18 protein-coding genes are annotated in these 21,581 nt (G+C 62.9%); 15 read left to right on the top strand and 3 right to left on the bottom strand.

Features of this window, described 5'->3' with window-relative positions; all coding sequences use genetic code 11:
• Position 1 precedes the first annotated feature (1 nt).
• The 3 genes from queF to ilvA are packed head-to-tail and all read right to left on the bottom strand — an operon-like array spanning position 2 to position 3,258.
• On the bottom strand, positions 2–826 hold the full coding sequence (gene queF / locus AWB68_RS05530) for an NADPH-dependent 7-cyano-7-deazaguanine reductase QueF (RefSeq protein ID WP_087643346.1): 825 nt from the start codon (positions 824–826) through the stop codon (positions 2–4).
• A complete protein-coding gene (locus AWB68_RS05525) occupies positions 823–1,728 on the bottom strand; it encodes a 5'-nucleotidase (RefSeq protein ID WP_087643345.1) in 906 nt (301 codons plus the stop codon). Before AWB68_RS05525 ends, queF begins: the two co-directional genes overlap by 4 nt.
• A 6-nt stretch (positions 1,729–1,734) precedes the next feature.
• Entirely contained in the window at positions 1,735–3,258 is a 1,524-nt protein-coding gene (gene ilvA / locus AWB68_RS05520) for a threonine ammonia-lyase, biosynthetic (protein WP_087643344.1), read from the bottom strand.
• A 526-nt stretch (positions 3,259–3,784) separates the two neighbouring features.
• Here ilvA and AWB68_RS05515 point away from each other — a divergent pair.
• The 15 genes from AWB68_RS05515 to AWB68_RS05445 all read left to right on the top strand — a co-directional run bounded on the left by AWB68_RS05515 (position 3,785) and on the right by AWB68_RS05445 (position 21,496).
• Positions 3,785–7,879: a DUF3683 domain-containing protein gene (locus tag AWB68_RS05515; protein ID WP_087643422.1), complete on the top strand. Its 4,095-nt coding sequence runs from the start codon at positions 3,785–3,787 to the stop codon at positions 7,877–7,879.
• A 36-nt stretch (positions 7,880–7,915) separates the two neighbouring features.
• Positions 7,916–8,350, top strand: coding sequence for an HIT family protein (locus tag AWB68_RS05510; protein WP_087643343.1), 435 nt, complete (start codon positions 7,916–7,918; stop codon positions 8,348–8,350).
• A 23-nt stretch (positions 8,351–8,373) separates the two neighbouring features.
• Positions 8,374–8,784, top strand: coding sequence for a gamma-butyrobetaine hydroxylase family protein (locus tag AWB68_RS05505; protein ID WP_087643342.1), 411 nt, complete (start codon positions 8,374–8,376; stop codon positions 8,782–8,784).
• 114 nt (positions 8,785–8,898) lie between these two features.
• The gene (gene ubiE, locus AWB68_RS05500) at positions 8,899–9,630 is read left to right on the top strand and encodes a bifunctional demethylmenaquinone methyltransferase/2-methoxy-6-polyprenyl-1,4-benzoquinol methylase UbiE (protein WP_087643341.1); all 732 of its coding nucleotides are present in this window, start codon (positions 8,899–8,901) and stop codon (positions 9,628–9,630) included.
• 27 nt (positions 9,631–9,657) lie between these two features.
• On the top strand, positions 9,658–10,671 hold the full coding sequence (locus tag AWB68_RS05495) for a Tim44 domain-containing protein (RefSeq protein ID WP_087643340.1): 1,014 nt from the start codon (positions 9,658–9,660) through the stop codon (positions 10,669–10,671).
• A gap of 127 nt (positions 10,672–10,798) precedes the next feature.
• Positions 10,799–11,509, top strand: coding sequence for a ubiquinone biosynthesis accessory factor UbiJ (locus tag AWB68_RS05490; protein WP_087643339.1), 711 nt, complete (start codon positions 10,799–10,801; stop codon positions 11,507–11,509).
• Positions 11,510–11,520: 11 nt separating this feature from the next.
• Positions 11,521–13,098, top strand: a complete 1,578-nt coding sequence (gene ubiB / locus AWB68_RS05485) for a ubiquinone biosynthesis regulatory protein kinase UbiB (RefSeq protein ID WP_087643338.1) — start codon at positions 11,521–11,523, stop codon at positions 13,096–13,098.
• Between the two features lie 5 nt (positions 13,099–13,103).
• Positions 13,104–13,724 carry a methyltransferase domain-containing protein gene (locus AWB68_RS05480; protein WP_087643337.1) on the top strand — a complete coding sequence of 207 codons (621 nt, stop codon included), beginning with the start codon at positions 13,104–13,106 and terminating at the stop codon, positions 13,722–13,724.
• A gap of 148 nt (positions 13,725–13,872) precedes the next feature.
• Positions 13,873–14,283 carry an FmdB family zinc ribbon protein gene (locus AWB68_RS05475; protein WP_087643336.1) on the top strand — a complete coding sequence of 137 codons (411 nt, stop codon included), beginning with the start codon at positions 13,873–13,875 and terminating at the stop codon, positions 14,281–14,283.
• A 144-nt stretch (positions 14,284–14,427) separates the two neighbouring features.
• Entirely contained in the window at positions 14,428–15,087 is a 660-nt protein-coding gene (locus tag AWB68_RS05470; RefSeq protein ID WP_087643335.1) for a DUF502 domain-containing protein, read from the top strand.
• 70 nt (positions 15,088–15,157) lie between these two features.
• A complete protein-coding gene (gene aspS, locus AWB68_RS05465) occupies positions 15,158–16,960 on the top strand; it encodes an aspartate--tRNA ligase (protein WP_087643334.1) in 1,803 nt (600 codons plus the stop codon).
• Positions 16,961–17,059: 99 nt separating this feature from the next.
• Entirely contained in the window at positions 17,060–17,536 is a 477-nt protein-coding gene (gene nudB / locus AWB68_RS05460; protein ID WP_087643333.1) for a dihydroneopterin triphosphate diphosphatase, read from the top strand.
• Positions 17,533–18,822 (top strand): cardiolipin synthase ClsB, encoded by a 1,290-nt coding sequence (gene clsB, locus AWB68_RS05455; protein ID WP_087643332.1) that lies wholly within the window; start codon positions 17,533–17,535, stop codon positions 18,820–18,822. The genes nudB and clsB overlap by 4 nt, the downstream gene beginning before the upstream one ends.
• A 217-nt stretch (positions 18,823–19,039) precedes the next feature.
• On the top strand, positions 19,040–19,642 hold the full coding sequence (locus AWB68_RS05450; RefSeq protein ID WP_087643331.1) for a TetR/AcrR family transcriptional regulator: 603 nt from the start codon (positions 19,040–19,042) through the stop codon (positions 19,640–19,642).
• Positions 19,643–19,708: 66 nt separating this feature from the next.
• Entirely contained in the window at positions 19,709–21,496 is a 1,788-nt protein-coding gene (locus AWB68_RS05445; protein ID WP_087643330.1) for an acyl-CoA dehydrogenase C-terminal domain-containing protein, read from the top strand.
• Positions 21,497–21,581 lie beyond the last annotated feature (85 nt).

Genomic DNA, 21,581 nt, shown 5'->3' with positions numbered 1-21,581 from the left:
TTTACTGCCGCGCCAGCCGCGCATTATCCGGCATCGGCAAATTGAAATTCGTCCTAAACGGATTGATATCCAGCCCACCGCGCCGCGTATACCGCGCATAAACCGCAAGCCGTTCAGGCCGACATTCCCGCATGATATCCATGAAAATCCGCTCGACGCATTGTTCATGAAACCCGGTATGTTCCCGATAAGAAACGATATACCGCAGCAAACCCGCATGATCGATTTGTCCGCCGTAATAGCGAATCTGCACACTGCCCCAATCCGGCTGCCCGGTCACTGGACAATTCGATTTCAACAAGTTCGAAAACAGCGTCTCATCGACCGGCGCTTCATCATGAACCGCTTTGAGTAACGAAGGATCGGGCGAATAAACGTCAGTATCCAGATCCAGCCGATCCAGCGACAACCCGTCGAATTCCTCCATCGCGAGCTTGCCGAAATCCGCGGGCCCTGCCAGTTGCACCGAAACATTCACCCCGCAAATCGCCGACACATCGCGCTTGATTGCCGCACGCACGTCATCGATGGAATCGAAAGCCGTCTGCGCGAACGAGCCTAAATAAAGCTTGAACGACTTCGACTCGACGATATTCGGCGATTCCGCCGGCACGAAAAAAGTCGCGACCGCGATCTGCGGTTTCCCGCGCCGGTTCAGCCACGACAACTCATACGCATTCCAGATATCCGTGCCGAAAAACGGCAGCCGCGCCCCGATGCCGATCGCATCGCGCGCGCTCTTGCGTTCGATCGGGAACAGCAGCATCGGATCGTACTGTTCGGTGTAGACGACGGCCTTGCCGAGCGGAGATTGGTCGGGTGTCATGATGCGTTCGATATGCCACTCAGCACGTGCCCGGTCGCGGTCACGACGCGGGCCGATTCGCAGTGGCGAATTTGGTCGTCGAAGAAGAAATCGGGTTCGAACTCACGCAGGAACGCGCCTTTGTCGAGTCCGCCGAGGAACATCGCTTCGTCGATTTCGATGTTCCAGGCCATCAGCGTCCGGATCGCGCGCTCGTGCGCGGGAGCGGAACGCGCGGTGACGAGCGCGGTGCGGATGTGCATCGGCGCGGCGTCATCGGCGATTTTTTGCAGCTTGTGTAGTGTCTCAAGCAACGGCTTCAAAGGCCCGCCCGCGAGTGGCGAATGCTTCTTGGTCGTTTCGTGCTCAACGAATGCGGGCAGCCCCTGTTCTTGAAACACCCGCTCGGCTTCGTCAGAAAACAACACGGCATCGCCGTCGAAAGCGATGCGGATTTCGTCAGGATACTGGTTCGCGGCACGCGGCGCCTCTGGCAGTACGCGCGCGGCGGGAAAGCCGGCGTCGAGGGCGGCGCGCACGTCGTCCGGATTTGCCGACAAAAACAGCGACGCGCGGAACGGCTTCAGATAAGCAAACGGAGGGCGCCCCCGCGTGAACACGCCGCGCTCAATCGCGAGTCCATGCTCGCGACACGAACTGAACGCGCGCAAGCCGCTGATCGGATCGCTGCGCGACAGGATCACGACTTCGACATGCTGCGCGCCCGTGTTCAACGCCAGCAGCTTGCGAATCAGCCCGAACGCGACGCCCGGCTTGGCCGGCACGTTCAGCCGCGAGCGCTGCAGCGCTTCGTACTTGGAGAGATCGCCGGTCTCGTAGACCTCGTTCTCTTCTTCGAAGTCGAACAGCGCCCGCGACGAAATCGCGACGACGAGCTTGTCTTCGAGCGTGAATGCTGGCATCGCGAGTCAGGCCAGGAACAGCTTGTAGACCGGATTCGTGCCTTCGTCCCAATACGGATAGCCGAGCGTCGTGAGAAAGCGCTCGAATTCGGCGTTTTCCGCCGACGGCACCTGAATGCCGACGAGAATCGAGCTGTAATCCGCCCCCTGGTTCCGATAATGAAACAGGCTGATGTTCCAGTTCGGCGCCATCGACGACAGGAATTTCATCAGCGCGCCCGGCCGCTCGGGAAACTCGAAGCGCAAGAGGCGTTCGTCGCGGGCGAGCGGCGAACGGCCGCCGACCATATAGCGGATGTGCTGCTTCGAAAGCTCGTCGTGCGACAAGTCGACGGTCGCGAAACCGTGCTCGACGAACGCGTTCTGCATCTGCGCCGCTTCGCTGCGGGTCTTGATCTGCACGCCGACGAAGATGTGCGCGGCGTTGGCATCGGCGATGCGGTAGTTGAACTCGGTCACGCTGCGCGTGCCGACGAGTTCGCAGAAGCGCCGGAAGCTGCCGCGTTCTTCGGGGATCGTCACGGCGAACACGGCTTCGCGCGCCTCGCCGACTTCGGCGCGCTCGGCGACGAAGCGCATCCGGTCGAAATTCATGTTCGCGCCCGACGTCACGGCGACGAGCGTCTTGCCCTCGATGCCCTCGCGTTCCGCATACAGTTTCGCACCCGCGACGGCGAGCGAGCCGGCCGGTTCCAGCACGCTGCGGGTGTCCTGGAAGACGTCCTTGATCGCGGCGCAGAGCGCGTCGGTGTCGACGGTGACGACTTCGTCCAGCAGTTCGCGGCACAGCCGGAACGTTTCCTCGCCGACGAGTTTCACCGCCGTGCCATCCGAGAACAGGCCGACTTCCGGCAACGTGACGCGCTCGCCGGCCTTGATCGACTGCGCCATCGCGCAGGAATCCTCGGTCTGCACGCCGATCACCTTGATCTCGGGGCGCACGGCTTTCACATAAGCCGCGACGCCCGCCGCCAGCCCGCCGCCGCCGATCGGCACGAAGATCGCGTGAATCGGCCCCTGGTGCTGGCGCAGGATTTCCATCGCGACGGTGCCCTGGCCCGCGATCACGTCGGGGTCGTCGAACGGGTGCACGAAGGTGAGGCCGCGCTCTTCCTGAAGTTGGAGCGCATGGGCATAAGCGTCGCTGTACGACTCGCCGGCGAGCACCACTTCGACTGTCGGCCCGCCGTGAGCGCGCACGGCATCGATCTTGACCTGCGGCGTGGTGGTCGGAATCGCGATCACCGCGCGGCAGCCGAGCCGCGCCGCCGAAAACGCCACGCCCTGCGCGTGATTGCCCGCCGACGCCGTGATCACGCCGCGCGCGAGCACCTCGGCGGGCAGGTTCGCCATCTTGTTGTAGGCGCCGCGAATCTTGAACGAGAACACCGGCTGGTTGTCCTCGCGCTTCAGATAGACCGAATTGGAGAGGCGTGCCGAAAGATTGCGGGCCGGTTCGAGTTCGCTTTCGCGCGCGACATCGTAGACGCGGGCGGTCAGGACTTTTTTCAGGTAATCGGGGTGTGCCATGCGGGGAAGGTCACGCAGAGCGACTGCGCGCTATTTTTGAGAGCGAAAACGTCAATGATAGCGCCAACGTCCCGTGCATCGGCCGCGAGTCGCTTTTACCGACCGGCCGGTCGTCGATAGCACATGCAAAAAGTGACGGAAATACGGCGAAAACCGGCTGGCAAATGCCCCTTCGGCGCGCTAGTCACCGCGAACGGCGATTTTCGCGATGGGTTAGAATTCTCTTTTCGAATCTGGATCGGAAGATGCAACGGCAGCCTCGGATCGGTTTTTTGACGCATGTCCCCCGCGAGTCTCATCCCGCGGCTGAGCGGCATGCGCGGCATGCGCGTCATGCGCGATCGTGGCGCTGATTCCTGGCATCTCGAAGGCGCGGCGCGGCTCATGAGGCTGCTCATCCGCTCGATGGCCCGATGACCGGCCGCCTTCTCAAAAACAAGTCTCCCTCGAAAATTTGCGCCCCCACGCGCATCGTCGGGCATTGCGCCTTCCTTGGCGAATGCGCCGGCTCACCGAACCGTCGAACATGAACGCACCCCAAGCCTTCGATCCGAATGGCGCCGCCGCCGCTGCGGCGCTCGATCTCGAACCACGCCTGCGCGAAATTCCCTATAACTACACGTCCTTTTCCGATCGTGAAATCGTGATGCGGCTGCTCGGCGATGAAGCCTGGGCCGCGCTCGACGTCCTGCGCAACGAGCGCCGCACCGGCCGCTCGGCGCGCATGCTGTACGAAGTGCTCGGCGACATCTGGGTCGTGCGCCGCAATCCCTATTTGCAGGACGATTTGCTCGACAACCCGAAGCGCCGCGCACTGCTTGTCGAGGCGCTGAACCATCGGCTGCACGAGATCGAAAAGCGCCGCAAGGACGATCTGTCCGAACACGGCGATACGGCCGGGCACGATCGGGCGAAACGCGTCGAGATCCTGGTGTCGGCAGCGCGCCGCGCGGTCGACGATTTCGCCGACGAATTCGGCCGCATGGCGGAGTTGCGCCGGCGCGCGTCGAAGGTGCTCGGCAAGTGCACGCAGAAGGACAACATCAAGTTCGACGGATTGTCGCGCGTGTCGCACGTCACCGATGCCACCGACTGGCGCGTCGAATATCCGTTCGTCGTGCTGACGCCGGACACCGAGCAGGAAATCGCCGGGCTCATCAAGGCGTGCTTCGAACTCGGGCTGACCGTGATTCCGCGCGGCGGCGGCACCGGCTACACCGGCGGCGCGATTCCGCTCACGCCGTTCTCCGCCGTCATCAACACCGAAAAGCTCGAACAGCTCGGTCCGGTCGAGATGACGGACCTGCCGGGCGTCGATCACAAGGTCGCGACGATTTTTTCGGGCGCGGGCGTCGTCACGCGCCGCGTGACCGAAGCGGCGGAACAGGCGGGCTTCGTCTTCGCCGTCGATCCGACTTCGCTCGACGCGTCGTGCGTCGGCGGCAATGTCGCGATGAACGCGGGCGGCAAGAAGGCCGTGCTATGGGGCACGGCGCTCGACAACCTCGCGTGGTGGCGCATGGTCGATCCGGAAGGCAACTGGCTCGAAGTCACGCGGCTGGAGCACAACTGCGGCAAGATCCACGACATTCCGGTCGCGCGGTTCCGTCTCGACTGGTTCGATGGCACGCGTGCGCCGGGCGAAAAGCTCTTGCGCACGGAATCGCTCGATATCGAAGGCAAGACGTTCCGCAAGGAAGGGCTCGGCAAGGACGTGACCGACAAGTTCCTGTCGGGGCTGCCGGGCGTGCAGAAGGAAGGCTGCGACGGGCTGATCACGTCGGCGCGCTGGATTTTGCACAAGATGCCCGCGCACACGCGCACGGTCTGCCTCGAATTCTTCGGGCAGGCGCGCGATGCGATTCCGAGCATCGTCGAAATCAAGGATTACCTGTTCGAGACGTCGAAGCAGGGCGGCGCGATTCTCGCCGGCCTCGAACACCTTGACGAGCGCTATCTGCGCGCGGTCGGCTACGCGACGAAAAGCAAGCGCAACGCGTTTCCGAAGATGGTGCTGATCGGCGATATCGTCGGCGACGATGCCGATGCCGTCGCGCATGCCACGTCGGAAGTCGTGCGGATGGCGAACGGCAAGAGCGGCGAAGGCTTCGTCGCGGTGAACGCCGAGGCGAGGAAGCGCTTCTGGCTTGACCGCTCGCGCACGGCCGCGATCGCGAAGCACACGAACGCGTTCAAGATCAACGAAGACGTCGTGATTCCGCTCAATCGCATGGGCGAGTACACGGACGGCATCGAGCGCATCAACATCGAACTGTCGATCAAGAACAAGCTGCAACTCGTCGATGCGCTCGAAGCGTTCTTCAAGACCGGCAAGCTGCCGCTCGGAAAAAGCGACGACGCCAACGAAATCCCCAGCGCCGAACTGCTCGAAGACCGCGTGCAGCAGGCGCTCGATCTGTTGAAGCGCGTGAAGGCGCGCTGGACCTTTGTCGGCGACAAGCTCGACATGTCGTTGCGCGAGGCGCAGCACTATATGGTCGGTCTCGGCTACGAGTCGCTGGCGGAGAAATTCGCGGATCGCGTCGATGTGCAGCCGGGCGCGAACGTGTTCCACGTCGCGCAGGACCGCACCGTGCGCATCTCGTGGAAGCAGGAAATCCGCGCGGAACTGCGCCAGATTTTCAACGGCGGCGAGTTCAAGCCGATCCTCGACGAAGCGCAGAACATCCACAAGCAGGTGCTGCGCGGGCGTGTGTTCGTCGCGCTGCACATGCACGCGGGCGACGGCAACGTCCACACGAACATTCCCGTCAACTCCGACAACTACGAGATGCTGCAGGACGCACATCGCGCGGTCGCGCGGATCATGAAGCTCGCGCGTTCGCTCGACGGCGTGATCTCCGGCGAGCACGGCATCGGCATCACGAAGCTGGAATTCCTGACCGAAGACGAAATCAGCGAATTCCGCGCGTACAAGCAGCGCGTCGATCCTAACGGGCGCTTCAACGCGGGCAAGCTGCTCGCCGGTGCCGATCTGCGTAACGCGTACACGCCGAGCTTCGGCTTGATGGGCTACGAGTCGCTGATCATGCAGCAGAGCGACATCGGCGCGATCTCCGATTCGATCAAGGACTGCCTGCGCTGCGGCAAGTGCAAGCCGGTCTGCGCGACCCACGTGCCGCGCGCGAACCTGCTGTACAGCCCGCGCAACAAGATTCTCGCCACGTCGCTCTTGATCGAGGCGTTCCTGTATGAAGAGCAGACGCGCCGCGGCGTGTCGATCAAGCACTGGGACGAATTCAACGACGTCGCCGATCACTGCACCGTCTGTCACAAATGCGTGACGCCGTGCCCGGTGAAGATCGATTTCGGCGACGTGACGATGAACATGCGCAACCTGCTGCGCAAGATGGGCAAGAAGAAGTTCAACCCGGGCAACGCGGCCGGCATGTTCTTCCTCAACGCGACCAATCCGCAGACGATCAACATTGCGCGCACCGCGATGATGGGCGTCGGCTACAAGGCGCAGCGCCTCGGCAACGACCTGCTGAAGAAGTTCGCGAAGAAGCAGACGGCGCATCCGCCGGCGACCGTCGGCAAGCCGCCGGTCGTCACGCAGGTGATCCACTTCATGAACAAGAAGATGCCGGGCAATTTGCCGAAGAAGACGGCGCGCGCGCTGCTCGACATCGAAGACAACAAGATCGTGCCGATCATCCGCAATCCGAAGTCGACGACCGTCGATTCGGAAGCCGTGTTCTATTTCCCGGGTTGCGGATCGGAGCGGCTGTTCTCGCAAGTCGGCCTCGCGACGCAGGCCATGCTCTGGGAAGCGGGCGTGCAGACGGTGTTGCCGCCGGGTTATCTCTGCTGCGGCTATCCGCAGCGCGGCTCCGGCCAGTACGACAAGGCCGAACAGATTGTCACCGACAATCGCGTGCTGTTCCATCGCGTCGCGAACACGCTGAACTATCTCGATATCAAGACGGTGGTCGTGTCGTGCGGCACCTGCTACGACCAGCTCGCCGGCTATGAATTCGAGAAGATCTTTCCGGGCTGCCGGATCATCGACATCCACGAATTCCTGCTCGAAAAGAACATCAGGCTGGAGGGCGCGAAGGGCACGCGCTACATGTATCACGACCCGTGCCATTCGCCGATCAAGACCATGGACCCGGTCAAGCTCGTGAACGAACTGATGGGCTCGAAGAACGACGGCTACAAGATTGAAAAAAATGATCGCTGCTGCGGCGAGTCGGGCACGCTCGCCGTCACGCGGCCGGACATTTCGACGCAAGTGCGTTTTCGCAAGGAAGAGGAAATTCGCAAGGGCGCGGCCAAGCTGCGCGACATCCCGGTTCTCGCTGAGGCCGGGGCGAACGGCGTCGATCCGGCGAACGCGGCGGCGCCGGGCCTGGCGAGCCCGGCGGGCGCTTCCGTCCTCAAGGCCGGCGACGGCCCGCAGTCGAACGGCACCGACGTCAAGATCCTCACGAGCTGCCCGTCGTGCCTGCAAGGCCTGGCGCGCTATAACGAAGATGCGAACATCGAGGCGGACTACATCGTCGTCGAAATCGCGCGCAAGGTGCTCGGCGAGAACTGGATGGCGGAGTACGTCGCGCGCGCGAACGATGGCGGTATCGAGCGCGTGCTGGTGTAATAGCGAAATCGATGTTTGTTTCGCTAGAGGAAGATGATGGACTGTGTGTTTTGCCGTGAAGACGGCGGCGAGGTTTTATGGTCGGACGACACGTTGCGTGTCGTCCTCGCCGACGAGCCCGACTGGCCGGGCCTGTGTCGTGTGATCTGGAATGCGCACGTCGCCGAGATGTCCGATCTCGCCGATCCGTCGCGCATGAAGGTGATGACGGCCGTGAACGGCGTCGAGCGCGCGATGCGGCGCGTGCTGTCGCCGGCGAAGGTGAATCTCGCGAGCCTCGGCAATCAGGTGCCGCACGTCCATTGGCACATCATCCCGCGCCGCTCGAACGATTCGCGCTTTCCTCTGCCCATTTGGGCGCCGCGGCAGCGTTCGGTGCCCGAGGCGCAACTGTCGAAGTGGCGCGCTCAGGCCACGTTGCTGCGCGAAGCGGTGTGCATCGAACTCGATCACGCGTTCGGCCGGAACTAGACCCCTACCGATCAAGGCTCATCATGAGCGGACTCACTCCCCAAACGCCGATCCCGACCGGGATCGTCGTTCATTCGAAATCCCGCGCGCTGGAATTGCAGTACGCCAGCGACGAGACGTATCGCATTCCGTTCGAACTGCTGCGCGTTTATTCGCCGTCGGCGGAAGTGCAGGGGCACGGCCCCGGCCAGGAAACGCTGCAGACCGGCAAGCGCGATGTGACGTTGATCGCTGTCGAGCCGGTCGGCCACTACGCGCTGCAACTGAATTTCTCCGACGGCCACAATACCGGCATTTATTCGTGGGACATCCTGTACAACCTGGCGGTGCGTCAGGATGAGCTCTGGCGCGACTATCTCGCCAGACTTGAAGCAGCGGGCGTCGATCGCGACGCGCCGATGGCGGCGAAAGCGTCCGGCGGCCACTGTCATTGAGCGGGTTCGGGGCCATCACGACATCGCGGCGTTTTGCCGCATCGGCTGGCGCTCCGGGCGCGGGCACACAACGCACACAACGCACACAACGAATAACAGGCGAGGACGAACGCGATGAGCAAGACCCACTTCGGTTTCGAAACGGTCGACGAGCAGGACAAGGCGAAGAAAGTGGCGGGCGTGTTCCACTCTGTCGCGAGCAACTACGACCTGATGAACGACCTGATGTCGGGCGGGCTGCATCGCGTGTGGAAGATGTTCACGATCGGGCGGGCGGCGGTGCGTCCAGGTTCCAAGGTGCTCGACATCGCAGGCGGAACGGGCGATCTGGCGATGGCCTTCGCCAGGCAGGCCGGCGAAACGGGCGAGGTCTGGCATACGGATATCAACGAATCGATGCTGCGCGTCGGGCGTGACCGGCTGCTCAACAATGGCGTGATCACGCCCGCGCTCTTGTGCGACGCAGAACAGATTCCTTTCCCCAATAATTATTTCGATGTGATTACAGTTGCCTTTGGACTTCGTAATATGACGCACAAAGATGGTGCGTTGACGGAGATGCAGCGGGTTTTGAAGCCGGGCGGCCGATTGCTGGTGCTGGAGTTTTCGAAGGTTTGGGACCCACTGAAGAAAGCCTACGATATCTACAGTTTCAAGGTTTTACCGTGGCTTGGTGATAAATTTGCCAAAGATGCCGACAGTTATCGTTACCTGGCGGAATCCATCCGGATGCATCCGGACCAGGAAACTTTAAAGACGATGATGGAACAAGCCGGCCTGGATCGAGTCGAATATTACAATTTGTCAGGTGGCGTGGTAGCGTTACACGTCGGGACCAAATTTTAGTGTTCCACTCTTCTTAAAGGATTCGAAATGTCCGATTCGCGCTCACCCCAGTCTCGGGGTTTCCTGAAGTCTCTTTTCAGGAAAGCCGGGCTCCTGGCGCTGGCTGGCGTAATCATGGCCGGCGCCGTCATGTCTGACGACGCAGAGGCAAGGCGCATGGGCGGCGGCCGCAGCATGGGCCGCCAGTCCGCGACCGCAACGCAGCAGAATCAGGCGACGCCGCCTTCGCAGTCGATGCAGCCAGGTCAGGCCGCACAGGCGCAACGCGCCCAGCCGGCTCCCGCTCCTGCCGCGCCCGCCGCGCAGCCGGCGCGCAACCGCTGGCTCGGGCCGATCGCCGGTCTGGCCGCCGGCCTCGGCATCGCGGCGTTGCTGTCGCACTTCGGCCTCGGCGGCGCGTTCGCCGGAGCGATGGCCAACATCATCATGATCGCGCTGATCGTCGGCGCTGCCGTGCTGCTGTTCCGCTTCATCATGCGCAGGCGCAACGCCGCCAATGCCAATACGCCGGCATACGCTGCTGCTGGAGCCGGCGCAGGCGCCGGTTCGCCGTTCGGCGGCTCCGCTCGCACCTTGAATCAGGAGCCGAGCTACTCGGCGCCGGCCTCGGGTGGTTATATCCCGCAAAGCGCCGCGAGCACGACCGACGTCGCGCCGCAACCGGTCGTGCCGGCCGGTTTCGACAGCGAATCGTTCCTGCGCAACGCGAAGGTGTACTTCGTGCGTCTGCAGGACGCGTGGGATCGCGGCAACGTGAACGACATCCGCGAATTCACGACGCCCGAGATGTTCGCCGAAGTGAAGCTCGACATCGACGCGCGCAACGGCCAGCCGAACCGCACCGACGTCGTGCAGCTCAACGCCGACATTCTCGGCGTCGAAGATCGCGGGCAGGAGTATCTGGCGAGCGTGCGCTTCCACGGGTTGATCCGCGAGTCGGAAGGCGCGTCGGCCGAGCCGTTCGTCGAGATCTGGAACCTGTCGAAGCAAAAGACGGGCAACGAAGGCTGGCTGCTGGCCGGCATCCAGCAGGTTAGTTGAACGTCGACCTGACGCATTGGCCGGTTGGCCAGTCCGCACAGCGCGGCCGGCGGCATCGCCGGTTGCGAAGGTAGAATAGAAACCCGCGCGAGCCACCGCTTGCGCGGGTTTTTTCATCTCAGAGCCGATGACGAACGCAGACGAATCCGCCCGCATTTCCGCAAGTCCAGCCGTCAAGACCGCGTCGAAAGCCTTCGCGGCCGCCGTCAATCATCTGCTCGCTCGTGAGTCCTGGGCCCGCGAGCGCTTCAAGCCCTACGCCGGGAAGACTGCCCGGCTTGCCTGTGCGCCGTTCGCTCTGGCGCTCGTCGTGCAGCCGGACGGGCTCATCGCAGCCACCGACGAAGCCGAAGCGCAACGTTTCGACGTCACCGTCTCGGTCCCGCGCGACGCGCTCCCGGCGTTCCTGCAAGGCGGCCAGGCCGCGGTGATGAAGCACGTGAAGATAGAAGGCGATGCGGAATTCGCGACGACCATCGCGAAGCTCGCCGAGCATCTGCGCTGGGAACCGGAGGAAGATCTCGCGCGCGTGATCGGTGACGCGCCGGCACACCGTATCGGCGCTGTCGTGCGCACGGCGCATGAACAGGCGCTTCGCACGGGCCGCAATCTGCTCGATGCGGTCGCCGAATTCCTGCTGGACGAACAACCGCAACTCGTGCGTCGCAGTGCGCTCGACGCCTTCAACGCCGACCTGTCGCACGCCCGCGATGCACTCGCGCGCGTCGAAAAGCGCGTCGAGCGCATCGAGCGGATCGCAGGTTCCGAACCAACAGCTGAAGCCCGTGGCGCGTCCGCGTTCGGCGCCGCCGCAATGTCGCGCGGCACGCGCAAGTAATGGGCTGAACCATGCGTTTTCTGCGTTTCCTCAAGATATTCTTCACGATTGTCCGTTTCGGGCTCGACGAACTGGTGTTGAGCGGCATCGACGATCGCCGCGTGCGCTTCCTGATGCGCATCACGACGTTCGGCCGCAAGTTCGAGGTGCCGCGCGGCATTCGATTGCGGCTCGCGCTAGAAAGTCTCGGGCCGATTTTCGTCAAGTTCGGGCAGGTGCTGTCCACGCGCCGCGATCTCTTGCCGGTCGACATCGCGGATGAACTCGCGAAGCTTCAGGATCAGGTGCCACCGTTCGATTCGGCGGTTGCGATCGCGATCGTCGAGAAATCGCTGGGCGCGCCGATCGACGTCCTCTTCAACGACTTCGAGCGCGTGCCGGTGGCGAGCGCGTCGATCGCGCAGGTCCACTTCGCGAAGATCCGCTCGGGCGTGCATGCGGGCAAGGACGTCGCGGTGAAGGTGTTGCGGCCGGGCATGCTGCCCGTCATCGATTCCGACCTGGCGCTGCTGCGCGACATCGCGATCTGGGCGGAACGTCTCTGGGCCGACGGACGGCGCCTGAAGCCCCGCGAAGTGGTCGCGGAATTCGACAAATACCTGCACGACGAGCTCGACCTGATGCGCGAGGCCGCGAACGGCAGCCAGTTGCGCCGAAATTTCGCGGGGCTCGATCTGCTGCTCGTGCCCGAGATGTATTGGGACCTCTCCGCGCCTAGCGTGCTCGTGATGGAACGGATGGTCGGCGTGCCGATCAGCCAGGTGGAAACGCTGCGGGCCGCCGGCGTCGATATTCCGAAGCTCGCGCGCGAAGGCGTCGAGATCTTCTTCACGCAGGTCTTCCGCGACGGCTTTTTCCACGCCGACATGCATCCGGGGAACATCCAGGTGAGCCTCGATCCGGCGCATTTCGGACGCTATATCGCGCTCGATTTCGGAATCGTCGGCGCGCTGTCGGACTTCGACAAGAACTACCTGGCGCAGAATTTCCTGGCGTTCTTCAAGCGCGACTATCACCGGGTCGCGACGCTGCACCTGGAGTCAGGCTGGGTGCCGGAGAACACGCGCGTCGAGGAACTGGAGAGCGCGATCCGCGCGGTTTGCGAGCCCTATTTCGACCGCGCGCTGAAGGATATTTCGCTCGGGCAGGTGCTCTTGCGGCTCTTTTCGACGTCGCGCCGCTTCAACGTCGAAATCCAGCCGCAACTGGTGCTGCTGCAAAAAACGATGCTGAACGTGGAAGGGCTCGGCCGGTCGCTCGATCCCGAGCTCGATCTGTGGAAAACCGCGAAGCCGTATCTGGAACGCTGGATGAACGAGCAGATCGGGTGGCGCGGCTGGTACGAGCGGCTGCAGATGGAAGCGCCGCAGTGGAGCAAGACCCTGCCGCAGTTGCCGCGCCTGATTCATCACCTGCTCGCCGAGCGCCACGACCTGCCGCGTCCCGGCAACGACGAACTGATGCGCATGATCCTCGTCGAGCAGAAGAAGACGAACCGGCTGCTGCAGGCCTTGCTGATTTTCGGACTGGCGGTGGGCGCGGGCGTGGTCATCGCGCAGTTCTGGCTTACCTACGCCTACGGGAGTTGAACGGCATGAGCGATCCGACCTTTCCCGGTGCGCCGGAATTCCAGGCGCGCGATCCCAATTCACCGGAATTCTGGAACGAGCGCTTCGATCAGCGTTTCACACCGTGGGACCAGGCGGGCGTGCCCGACGCGTTTCAAGCGTTCGTCGCCGGGCGTGCGCCGTGCAACGTGCTGATTCCCGGCTGCGGCAGCGCGTATGAAGCGTTGTGGCTCGCGCAAGCTGGCTGGCCGGTCAAGGCGATCGATTTCTCGCCGAGCGCCGTCGCGGCGGCACGTACCCAACTCGGCGACCATGCGGACGTCGTCGAGCAAGCCGACTTTTTCGCCTATCAGCCTCCGTTCCCGGTCGACTGGGTGTACGAGCGTGCATTTCTCTGCGCGTTGCCGCCGGATCGCTGGCCGGACTATGCGGTGCGCATGGCCGCGCTGCTGCGTCCCGGCGCGCTGCTCGGCGGCTTTTTCTTTCTGGGCGCGACGCCGAAAGGTCCGCCGTTCGGCATCGACCGCGAGGCGCTCGACGCCATGCTGAGTCCGCACTTCGAACTGGTCGGGGAGCACGAGGTGTCGGGGTCGATCGCGGTATTTGCCGGGCGCGAACGCTGGCTGACCTGGCGACGACGCGCGTGAACTTTTTTGCCTTGAATTGCAGCCAGACGGACCGCATCTAGGAGTCCGCCCGCATGCCCCGACGCCCCGAAAATCGCGGGCCGTAAATGGTTTGCGGCTATAATTCAAGGCTTTGCAAGCGTCGACAGATTATTGTAGGAAGAGGGCCATGCCGATCTACGCGTACCGCTGCGAGTCCTGCGGCTTCGGAAAAGACGTACTCCAGAAGCTGAGCGACGCGCCACTCACCCAATGTCCCGAGTGCGGGAAGGAAACATTCGCCAAGCAGGTGACCGCCGCCGGTTTCCAGTTGAAGGGTTCCGGCTGGTATGTCACGGATTTCCGTGGCGGCAATAGCGGCGGCAAAGCTGCTGCGCCGAACGCGGAGAAGTCGGACGGCAACAAAGCGGACGGCAACAAAGCGGACGGCAGCAGCGCAGGCGGCGAAGGCGCGAAAACCGAAGGCGCCGCCACTGATTCCGGCGCGAAGTCCGATACCGCGAGTGCATCGAAGGATGCATCCAAGTCGAATTCCGCGACGCCCGCGCCGGGCACGCCACCATCGTCCGGCAACGCGTAACGCGTAAAGGGCAAAGCGCCCCGACGCCGGCTTCCGATCCGCCCGATCTGTCCGATCGCACGCAAGAAGACGACCGCTCTCCATTCAGGGCGGCAAACCTGCCAAACCGCGCCTCAAGCACGGGGCGGCCTTCCGGCTGTGTAAATGACGACCAAAAAGACTACGTTGAAATCCGTGTTCCTCACCGGCCTGCTCGTGCTGGTGCCGCTCGCCATCACCTTGTGGGTGCTGGGGCTCGTGATCGGAACCATGGACCAGACGCTCTTGCTGCTGCCGTTGTCGTGGCAACCCGAGCGCCTGTTCGGTTTCCATCTGCCGGGTCTCGGCGCGGTGCTGACGCTCGCGTTCATTTTTATCGTCGGCTTGCTGACGCAGAACTTTGTCGGGCAGAAGCTCGTCGGGTGGTGGGACGTCGTGGTGCGCCATATCCCGGTGGTCGGCCCGCTGTACACCAGCGTGAAGCAGGTGTCGGACACCTTGCTGTCGAGCAGCGGCAACGCGTTTCGCAAGGCGCTGCTAGTCGAATATCCGCGGAGGGGTTCGTACACCATCGGCTTCCTGACCGGAATTCCCGGCGGTGACGTGCTCAATCACCTGAAGGAAGATCACGTGAGCGTCTATGTGCCGACCACGCCGAATCCCACGTCCGGCTTCTTCCTGATGATGCCGAGAAGCGAAGTCATCGAGCTCGACATGTCCGTCGATGCCGCGTTGAAGTACATCGTCTCGATGGGCGTGGTGGCGCCGAATGCGCCGCCCGCGCAGGTAGCGCCCGCGCGCCGCCCCACCGAGCCGCCGCTGTAATGCCGGCACGCGCCGCGAAACCCTTCGCGCGCGTGCCGTTGATTAATGAAACAACGAAAGACACAACATCATGTCGATGCGATCTGAATACTGCGGTCTGGTGACCGAAGCCCTGCTGGGCCAAACCGTCTCGCTGTGCGGCTGGGTACACCGCCGCCGCGACCACGGCGGCGTTATCTTCATCGACCTGCGCGATCGCGAAGGGCTCGTCCAGGTGGTCTGCGATCCGGACCGCGCCGACATGTTCAAGGTCGCCGAGGGCGTGCGCAACGAGTTCTGCGTGCAGGTGAAGGGCGTCGTGCGCAGCCGTCCGGAAGGCACGGCGAACGCGGGCCTGACGAGCGGCAAGATCGAAGTGCTGTGCCATGAACTGACGGTGCTGAACCCGTCGGTGACGCCGCCGTTCCAGCTCGACGACGACAACCTCTCGGAAACCACGCGCCTCACGCATCGCGTGCTCGACCTGCGCCGCCCGCAGATGCAGCAGAACCTGCGTTTGCGTTATCGCGTGGCGATGGAAGTGCGCAAGTATCTCGACGCGCAAGGCTTCATCGACATCGAAACGCCGATGCTCACCAAGAGCACGCCGGAAGGCGCGCGCGATTATCTGGTGCCGTCGCGTGTGAACGCCGGTATGTTTTTCGCGCTGCCGCAGTCGCCGCAACTTTTCAAGCAGCTTTTGATGGTGGCGAACTTCGATCGCTATTACCAGATCGTGAAGTGCTTCCGCGACGAAGACCTGCGCGCCGACCGTCAGCCGGAATTCACGCAGATCGACTGCGAAACCTCGTTCCTGAACGAGCAGGAAATCCGCGATCTGTTCGAAGCGATGATCCGTCACGTTTTCAAGGAAACGATGAACGTCTCGCTCGACGAGAAATTCCCGGTCATGCTGTATTCGGAAGCGATGCGCCGTTTCGGTTCGGACAAGCCCGACCTGCGCGTGAAGCTCGAATTCGCCGACCTGACCGATGCCGTGCGCGACGTCGATTTCAAGGTGTTCAGCACGCCGGCGAACTCGAAGGACGGCCGCGTCGCGGCGTTGCGCGTGCCGAAGGGCAGCGAACTGTCGCGCGGCGACATCGACGGCTACACGGAATTCGTGCGCATCTACGGGGCGAAGGGGCTGGCGTGGATCAAGTTCAACGACGTGTCGAAGGGCCGTGACGGCCTGCAAAGCCCGATCGTGAAGAACCTGCACGACGCCGCGATCGCCGCCATTCTGGAGCGCACCGGCGCGCAGAACGGCGACATCGTGTTCTTCGCGGCGGATCGCGCGAAGGTGGTCAACGACAGTCTTGGCGCATTGCGCCTGAAGATTGGCCACTCGGAATTCGGCAAGGCGAACGGTCTGCTCGAAACGGGCTGGAAGCCGCTGTGGGTGATCGACTTCCCGATGTTCGAGTACGACGAGGAAGACAACCGCTACGTGGCGGCGCACCATCCGTTCACGAGCCCGAAAGACGAGCATCTCGAATATCTCGAAACCGATCCGGGCCGCTGTCTCGCGAAGGCGTACGACATGGTGCTGAACGGCTGGGAAATCGGCGGCGGTTCCGTCCGTATCTTCCAGGAAGACGTGCAGAGCAAGGTGTTCCGCGCGCTCAAGATCGGCGAGGAAGAAGCGCGCGCGAAATTCGGCTTCCTGCTCGACGCGCTTCAGTACGGCGCGCCGCCGCATGGCGGCATCGCGTTCGGCCTGGACCGCATCGTCACGATGATGGCCGGCGCCGATTCGATCCGCGACGTGATCGCGTTCCCGAAGACGCAGCGCGCGCAATGTCTGCTCACGCAGGCGCCGAGCGAAGTCGACGAGCGTCAGTTGCGCGAGTTGCACATTCGTCTGCGTCAGCCGGAGCAGAAACCGCAATAAGTCTGAAGTAATCCCCGGGAAAAAGGCGCCGAGTGCGCCTTTTTCATTTTTTGGGTTACATTCATCGGCCATGATAAAAGATGTACGCGCCGTCACCCTATGACCAAGCCGCCGAAAATCCCCGAATCCGTTCTCGTCGTCATCCATACGCCCGAACTCGACGTGCTGGTCATCGAACGCGCCGATCACAAGGGCTTCTGGCAATCGGTGACGGGCTCGAAAGACCGCGTCGACGAACCGCTCGTCGAGACGGCCGCGCGCGAGGTCGCGGAGGAGACGGGGATCCTCATCGGGAGCGAACGGGTGCCGCAGCGGTGCCTGCTCGACTGGCATCACCGCATCGAATACGACATCTATCCGCAATGGCGGCATCGTTACGCCGAGGGCGTGACGCGCAACACCGAGCATCAGTTCAGCCTGCTCGTGCCGCACTGCCTCGAAATCACGCTCGCGCCGCGCGAGCATACGTCGCATGTGTGGTTGCCCTTCCGTGAGGCAGCCGACCGTTGCTTCTCGTGGTCGAATCGCGAGGCGATCCTGCAATTGCCCGAGCGCCTCGCGGAGCACAACCGATGATCGGTTTCGGCCAGCGGCGCCGATTCACGCGCTTGCGGCAGGCTCTGTTTTCCGGGCGGCGTCCATCGCGGCTGTGCTTTACCGTCGGCAACGAAGTGCGGCTCCTCAAATGCGGCACCGAATTCTTCCCGACGCTGCTCAAACGCATCGACAACGCGCGCCACCGCGTCACGCTCGAAACCTACATCTTCAGTAACGACGACACCGGCCGCGCGGTTTCCGAAGCGCTGGTCCGCGCGGCCAAGCGCGGCGTTCATGTACGCGTGATCACCGACGGCATCGGCACCGAGAAAAACCTGCCGATGTTCCCCGAGTGGGACGAAGCGGGCGTCGAGCATCGCATCTACAACCCGCATCTCTTCGGGCCGCTCGGTTTTTCGCGCACGCATCGCAAGCTCGCCGTGATCGACGAGACCTATGCGTTTTGCGGTGGCATCAATATCGTCGACGACCTGGCGCAGGACGGCGTGCGCCTCGAGCGCCCGCGCTGGGATTTCGCGCTGGAGGTGCAAGGGCCGGTGGTCGCCGATGTGCGCGAAGCGTTCGATCTTCAGTGGCAGCGCATCTGGCTCGGCGTCAAGCCGCGCGAGCCGCGCCAGCCGGGCTGCGACGAGCCGCAATCGGGCGGCGCGCACTTCGCGCGCGGCTCGGTGTGGCGGGCGGCGCGCGCGAAGCGCCGCGCTCGCCTCGGCGAGATTCACGCCGTCGATCAGCCGTGCGTGGCGTTCGTCGCGCGCGACAACCTGCTGAACCGGCGCGCGATCGAGAAGGCCTATTTGCGCGCGATCGCTCATGCCGAGCGCGAAGTGTTGCTCGCGAATCCTTATTTCATGCCCGGTCGCAAACTGCGGCGCGCGCTGGTGCAGGCGGCCCGGCGCGGCGTGCGCGTGAGTCTCGTGATCGGCCGCAAGGAGTTCGTCGCGCTCGATTATGCGACGCCGTTCCTCTACGACAACCTCCTCAAGCACGGCGTGCGGATTGCTGAGTACGAAAAAACGATGCTCCACGGCAAGGTCGCGGTGGTCGATGCCGACTGGGCGACGGTCGGCTCGTCGAATCTCGACGCGCTCAGTCTCGTGCTCAACAACGAGGCGAACATGGTGCTCGTCAATCACGCCGAGATCGCGGCGCTGCACGACGCGATCCTGACGGCGTTCGGCGAGGCCCGCAGCATCGACGCGAAGCATTACGCCGCGCGGCCGATCGGCGAACGGATACTCAGTTGGCTCGCCTATAACACCTACCGAATGATGATGAAAATGCTGACAATTGGCCAATACGATTAATTTCCCACAAGATGGGAACTCGGGGAGCACCTAGCATGCAGGCTGCTAATAAAAGGGGACAATGAGCGCGGGCAAGAACTACGCGTTTTCCTATTGACGGGCACTCGGCGGTTAGATATGGGTTTCTAAAAAATAGCTTGTCTCGCGAACGGCCGACTAGAATAATAGTACGGCCGTTCGATTTTTAATCGGTCACATAAGAACGGTAGGGAAGATCATGCGAAAAGGCGAACAGACGCGAGTCGCGATTCTCGATGCAGCACTGGACCTCGCAAGCCGCGACGGGCTCGAAGGGCTGACGATCGGCCTTTTGGCCGAGCGGATGCAGATGAGCAAAAGTGGCGTGTTTGCGCATTTCGGGTCGCGCGAGGACTTGCAGGTCGAAGTCGTGCGCGAATATCACCGCCGTTTCGAAGACGAAGTGTTTTTCCCGAGCCTGCGCGAGGCGCGCGGCCTGCCGCGTTTGCGATCGATGATGAATCGCTGGATGGAACGGCGCATCCAGGAAGTGACGACCGGGTGCATCTACATCAGCGGCGCCGTCGAATACGACGATCGCGCAGCGAGCGCCGTGCGCGAGCAGCTCGTCCATAGCGTGACGATGTGGCGCGAGGCGCTGTTGCGCGCGATCCAGCAGGCGAAAGACGAAGGGCATCTGAAGGCGGAAACCGATCCGGCGCTGATGCTCTTCGAACTGTATAGCTTCACGCTCGGCCTGCATCACGACGCGCGGTTCCTGCATTTGCCGGATGCCGTGCAACTGACGCGGGACGCGCTGGAAAAAACGATTGTTTCGTATCAAAGCGATAACAGCCGTTAGCGGCGCCGATCGAAGCTGAATTCGGCGGCGGCGCGCGGCACCAAGACTGAACATCTGGAGAGACTCATGGGACAGTACGCCGCGCCGCTGCGCGATATGCAATTCGTGTTGCACGAAGTGCTCAACGTCGAAGCCGAACTCAAGAACATGCCGACGCATGCCGACCTCGACGCCGACACCATCAACCAGGTGCTCGAGGAAGCCGGCAAGTTCTGCTCCGAAGTCATTTTCCCGCTGAACCAGAGCGGCGACCGCGAAGGTTGCACGTATGAGGGCGACGGGGTCGTGCGCACGCCGGCGGGTTTCAAGGAAGCGTATCGGCAGTATGTCGAGGCCGGCTGGCCCGCGCTCGGCTGCGATCCCGAATTCGGCGGCCAGGGCTTGCCGATCTTCGTGAACAACGCGATGTTCGAAATGCTGAACTCGGCGAACCAGGCGTGGACGATGTATCCGGGCCTTTCGCACGGCGCCTACGAATGCCTGCACGAACACGGCACGCCGGAGCAGAAGTCGGTTTATCTGCCGAAGCTCGTGTCGGGTGTCTGGACCGGCACGATGTGCCTGACCGAACCGCATTGCGGCACCGACCTCGGCATCCTGCGCACGAAGGCCGAGCCGAACAGCGACGGTTCGTACGCGATCAGCGGCACCAAGATCTTCATCTCCAGCGGCGAACATGATCTCGCCGAGAACATCGTTCATCTGGTGCTCGCGCGCCTGCCGGGCGCACCGATGGGCACGAAGGGCATTTCGCTTTTCATCGTGCCGAAGTTCGTCCCGACCGAGGCCGGCGAACCCGGCGAGCGCAATGGCGTGAAGTGCGGTTCCATCGAACACAAGATGGGCATTCACGGCAATTCGACTTGCGTGATCAACCTCGATAACGCACAAGGCTGGCTCGTCGGCGAAGCGAACAAGGGCTTGAACGCCATGTTCGTGATGATGAACGCGGCGCGTCTGGGTGTCGGCATGCAGGGGCTCGGGCTCACCGAGGTCGCGTATCAGAACTCGCTCGCGTATGCGAAGGAGCGTCTGCAGATGCGTTCGCTGACCGGTCCGAAGGCGCCGGAAAAGGCCGCCGATCCGATCATCGTGCATCCGGACGTGCGCCGCATGCTGCTTACGCAAAAGGCCTACGCTGAAGCCGGCCGCGCATTCACGTACTGGGCCGCGCTCAACATCGACAAGGAACTTTCGCATGCCGAGGAAGCCGTGCGTCGCGATTCCGGCGATTTCGTCGCGCTGCTCACGCCGGTCATCAAGGCGTTCCTGACCGACAACGCGTTCGAAGGCACGAACATGGGGATGCAGATCTACGGCGGCCACGGCTTCGTCGCCGAGTGGGGCATGGAGCAGTACGTGCGCGACGCGCGCATCAACATGATCTACGAAGGCACGAACTCGATTCAGGCGCTCGATCTGCTCGGCCGCAAGATTCTCGGCGACATGGGCGCCAAGCTGAAGAAATTCGGCCAGCTCGTGACGGACTTCGTCGAAGAAGAAGGCGTGAAGGCGGAGATGCAGGAGTTCATCAACCCGCTCGCCGACATCGGCGACAAGGTGCAGAAGCTGACGATGGAAATCGGCATGAAGGCGATGCAGAACCCCGACGAAGTCGGCGCCGCAGCCGTGCCATATCTGCGCACGGTCGGCCATCTGGTCTTCTCGTACTTCTGGGCGCGCATGGCGCGCGTCGCGCTCGACAAGGAAGCCGAAGGCGACCCGTTCTACAAGGCGAAGCTTGCCACCGCGCGCTTCTATTTCGCGAAGCTGCTGCCCGAAACGGCATCGACGATCCGCGCCGCACGCGCGGGCTCGAAGACGCTGATGGAATACGACGAAGCGCTGTTCTAAGCGTTTCCGCGAGCGCGCCGCCTGTCCAGCGACCGGCGGCGCGCCGACCTCTCAAGCTGCTTCCGACGAAGCGCATCGAATCAAC

It is taken from the genome of Caballeronia choica, assembly GCF_001544535.1.
GTDB classification, from domain to species: Bacteria; Pseudomonadota; Gammaproteobacteria; order Burkholderiales; family Burkholderiaceae; genus Caballeronia; species Caballeronia choica.
This window is presented reverse-complemented; position numbering and strand designations above follow the sequence as displayed.

Excerpts from the sequence above, each read along its gene's own strand:
- ubiB (WP_087643338.1), top strand. The coding sequence starts at position 11,521 with ATGCGTTTTCTGCGTTTCCTCAAGATATTCTTCACGATTGTCCGTTTC.
- AWB68_RS05470 (WP_087643335.1), top strand. The coding sequence starts at position 14,428 with ATGACGACCAAAAAGACTACGTTGAAATCCGTGTTCCTCACCGGCCTG.
- AWB68_RS05495 (WP_087643340.1), top strand. The coding sequence starts at position 9,658 with ATGTCCGATTCGCGCTCACCCCAGTCTCGGGGTTTCCTGAAGTCTCTT.
- aspS (WP_087643334.1), top strand. The coding sequence starts at position 15,158 with ATGTCGATGCGATCTGAATACTGCGGTCTGGTGACCGAAGCCCTGCTG.
- AWB68_RS05490 (WP_087643339.1), top strand. The coding sequence starts at position 10,799 with ATGACGAACGCAGACGAATCCGCCCGCATTTCCGCAAGTCCAGCCGTC.
- ilvA (WP_087643344.1), bottom strand. The coding sequence starts at position 3,258 with ATGGCACACCCCGATTACCTGAAAAAAGTCCTGACCGCCCGCGTCTAC.
- AWB68_RS05525 (WP_087643345.1), bottom strand. The coding sequence starts at position 1,728 with ATGCCAGCATTCACGCTCGAAGACAAGCTCGTCGTCGCGATTTCGTCG.
- ubiE (WP_087643341.1), top strand. The coding sequence starts at position 8,899 with ATGAGCAAGACCCACTTCGGTTTCGAAACGGTCGACGAGCAGGACAAG.
- nudB (WP_087643333.1), top strand. The coding sequence starts at position 17,060 with ATGACCAAGCCGCCGAAAATCCCCGAATCCGTTCTCGTCGTCATCCAT.
- AWB68_RS05475 (WP_087643336.1), top strand. The coding sequence starts at position 13,873 with ATGCCGATCTACGCGTACCGCTGCGAGTCCTGCGGCTTCGGAAAAGAC.
- AWB68_RS05515 (WP_087643422.1), top strand. The coding sequence starts at position 3,785 with ATGAACGCACCCCAAGCCTTCGATCCGAATGGCGCCGCCGCCGCTGCG.
- AWB68_RS05505 (WP_087643342.1), top strand. The coding sequence starts at position 8,374 with ATGAGCGGACTCACTCCCCAAACGCCGATCCCGACCGGGATCGTCGTT.
- clsB (WP_087643332.1), top strand. The coding sequence starts at position 17,533 with ATGATCGGTTTCGGCCAGCGGCGCCGATTCACGCGCTTGCGGCAGGCT.
- AWB68_RS05480 (WP_087643337.1), top strand. The coding sequence starts at position 13,104 with ATGAGCGATCCGACCTTTCCCGGTGCGCCGGAATTCCAGGCGCGCGAT.
- AWB68_RS05450 (WP_087643331.1), top strand. The coding sequence starts at position 19,040 with ATGCGAAAAGGCGAACAGACGCGAGTCGCGATTCTCGATGCAGCACTG.
- queF (WP_087643346.1), bottom strand. The coding sequence starts at position 826 with ATGACACCCGACCAATCTCCGCTCGGCAAGGCCGTCGTCTACACCGAA.
- AWB68_RS05445 (WP_087643330.1), top strand. The coding sequence starts at position 19,709 with ATGGGACAGTACGCCGCGCCGCTGCGCGATATGCAATTCGTGTTGCAC.
- AWB68_RS05510 (WP_087643343.1), top strand. The coding sequence starts at position 7,916 with ATGGACTGTGTGTTTTGCCGTGAAGACGGCGGCGAGGTTTTATGGTCG.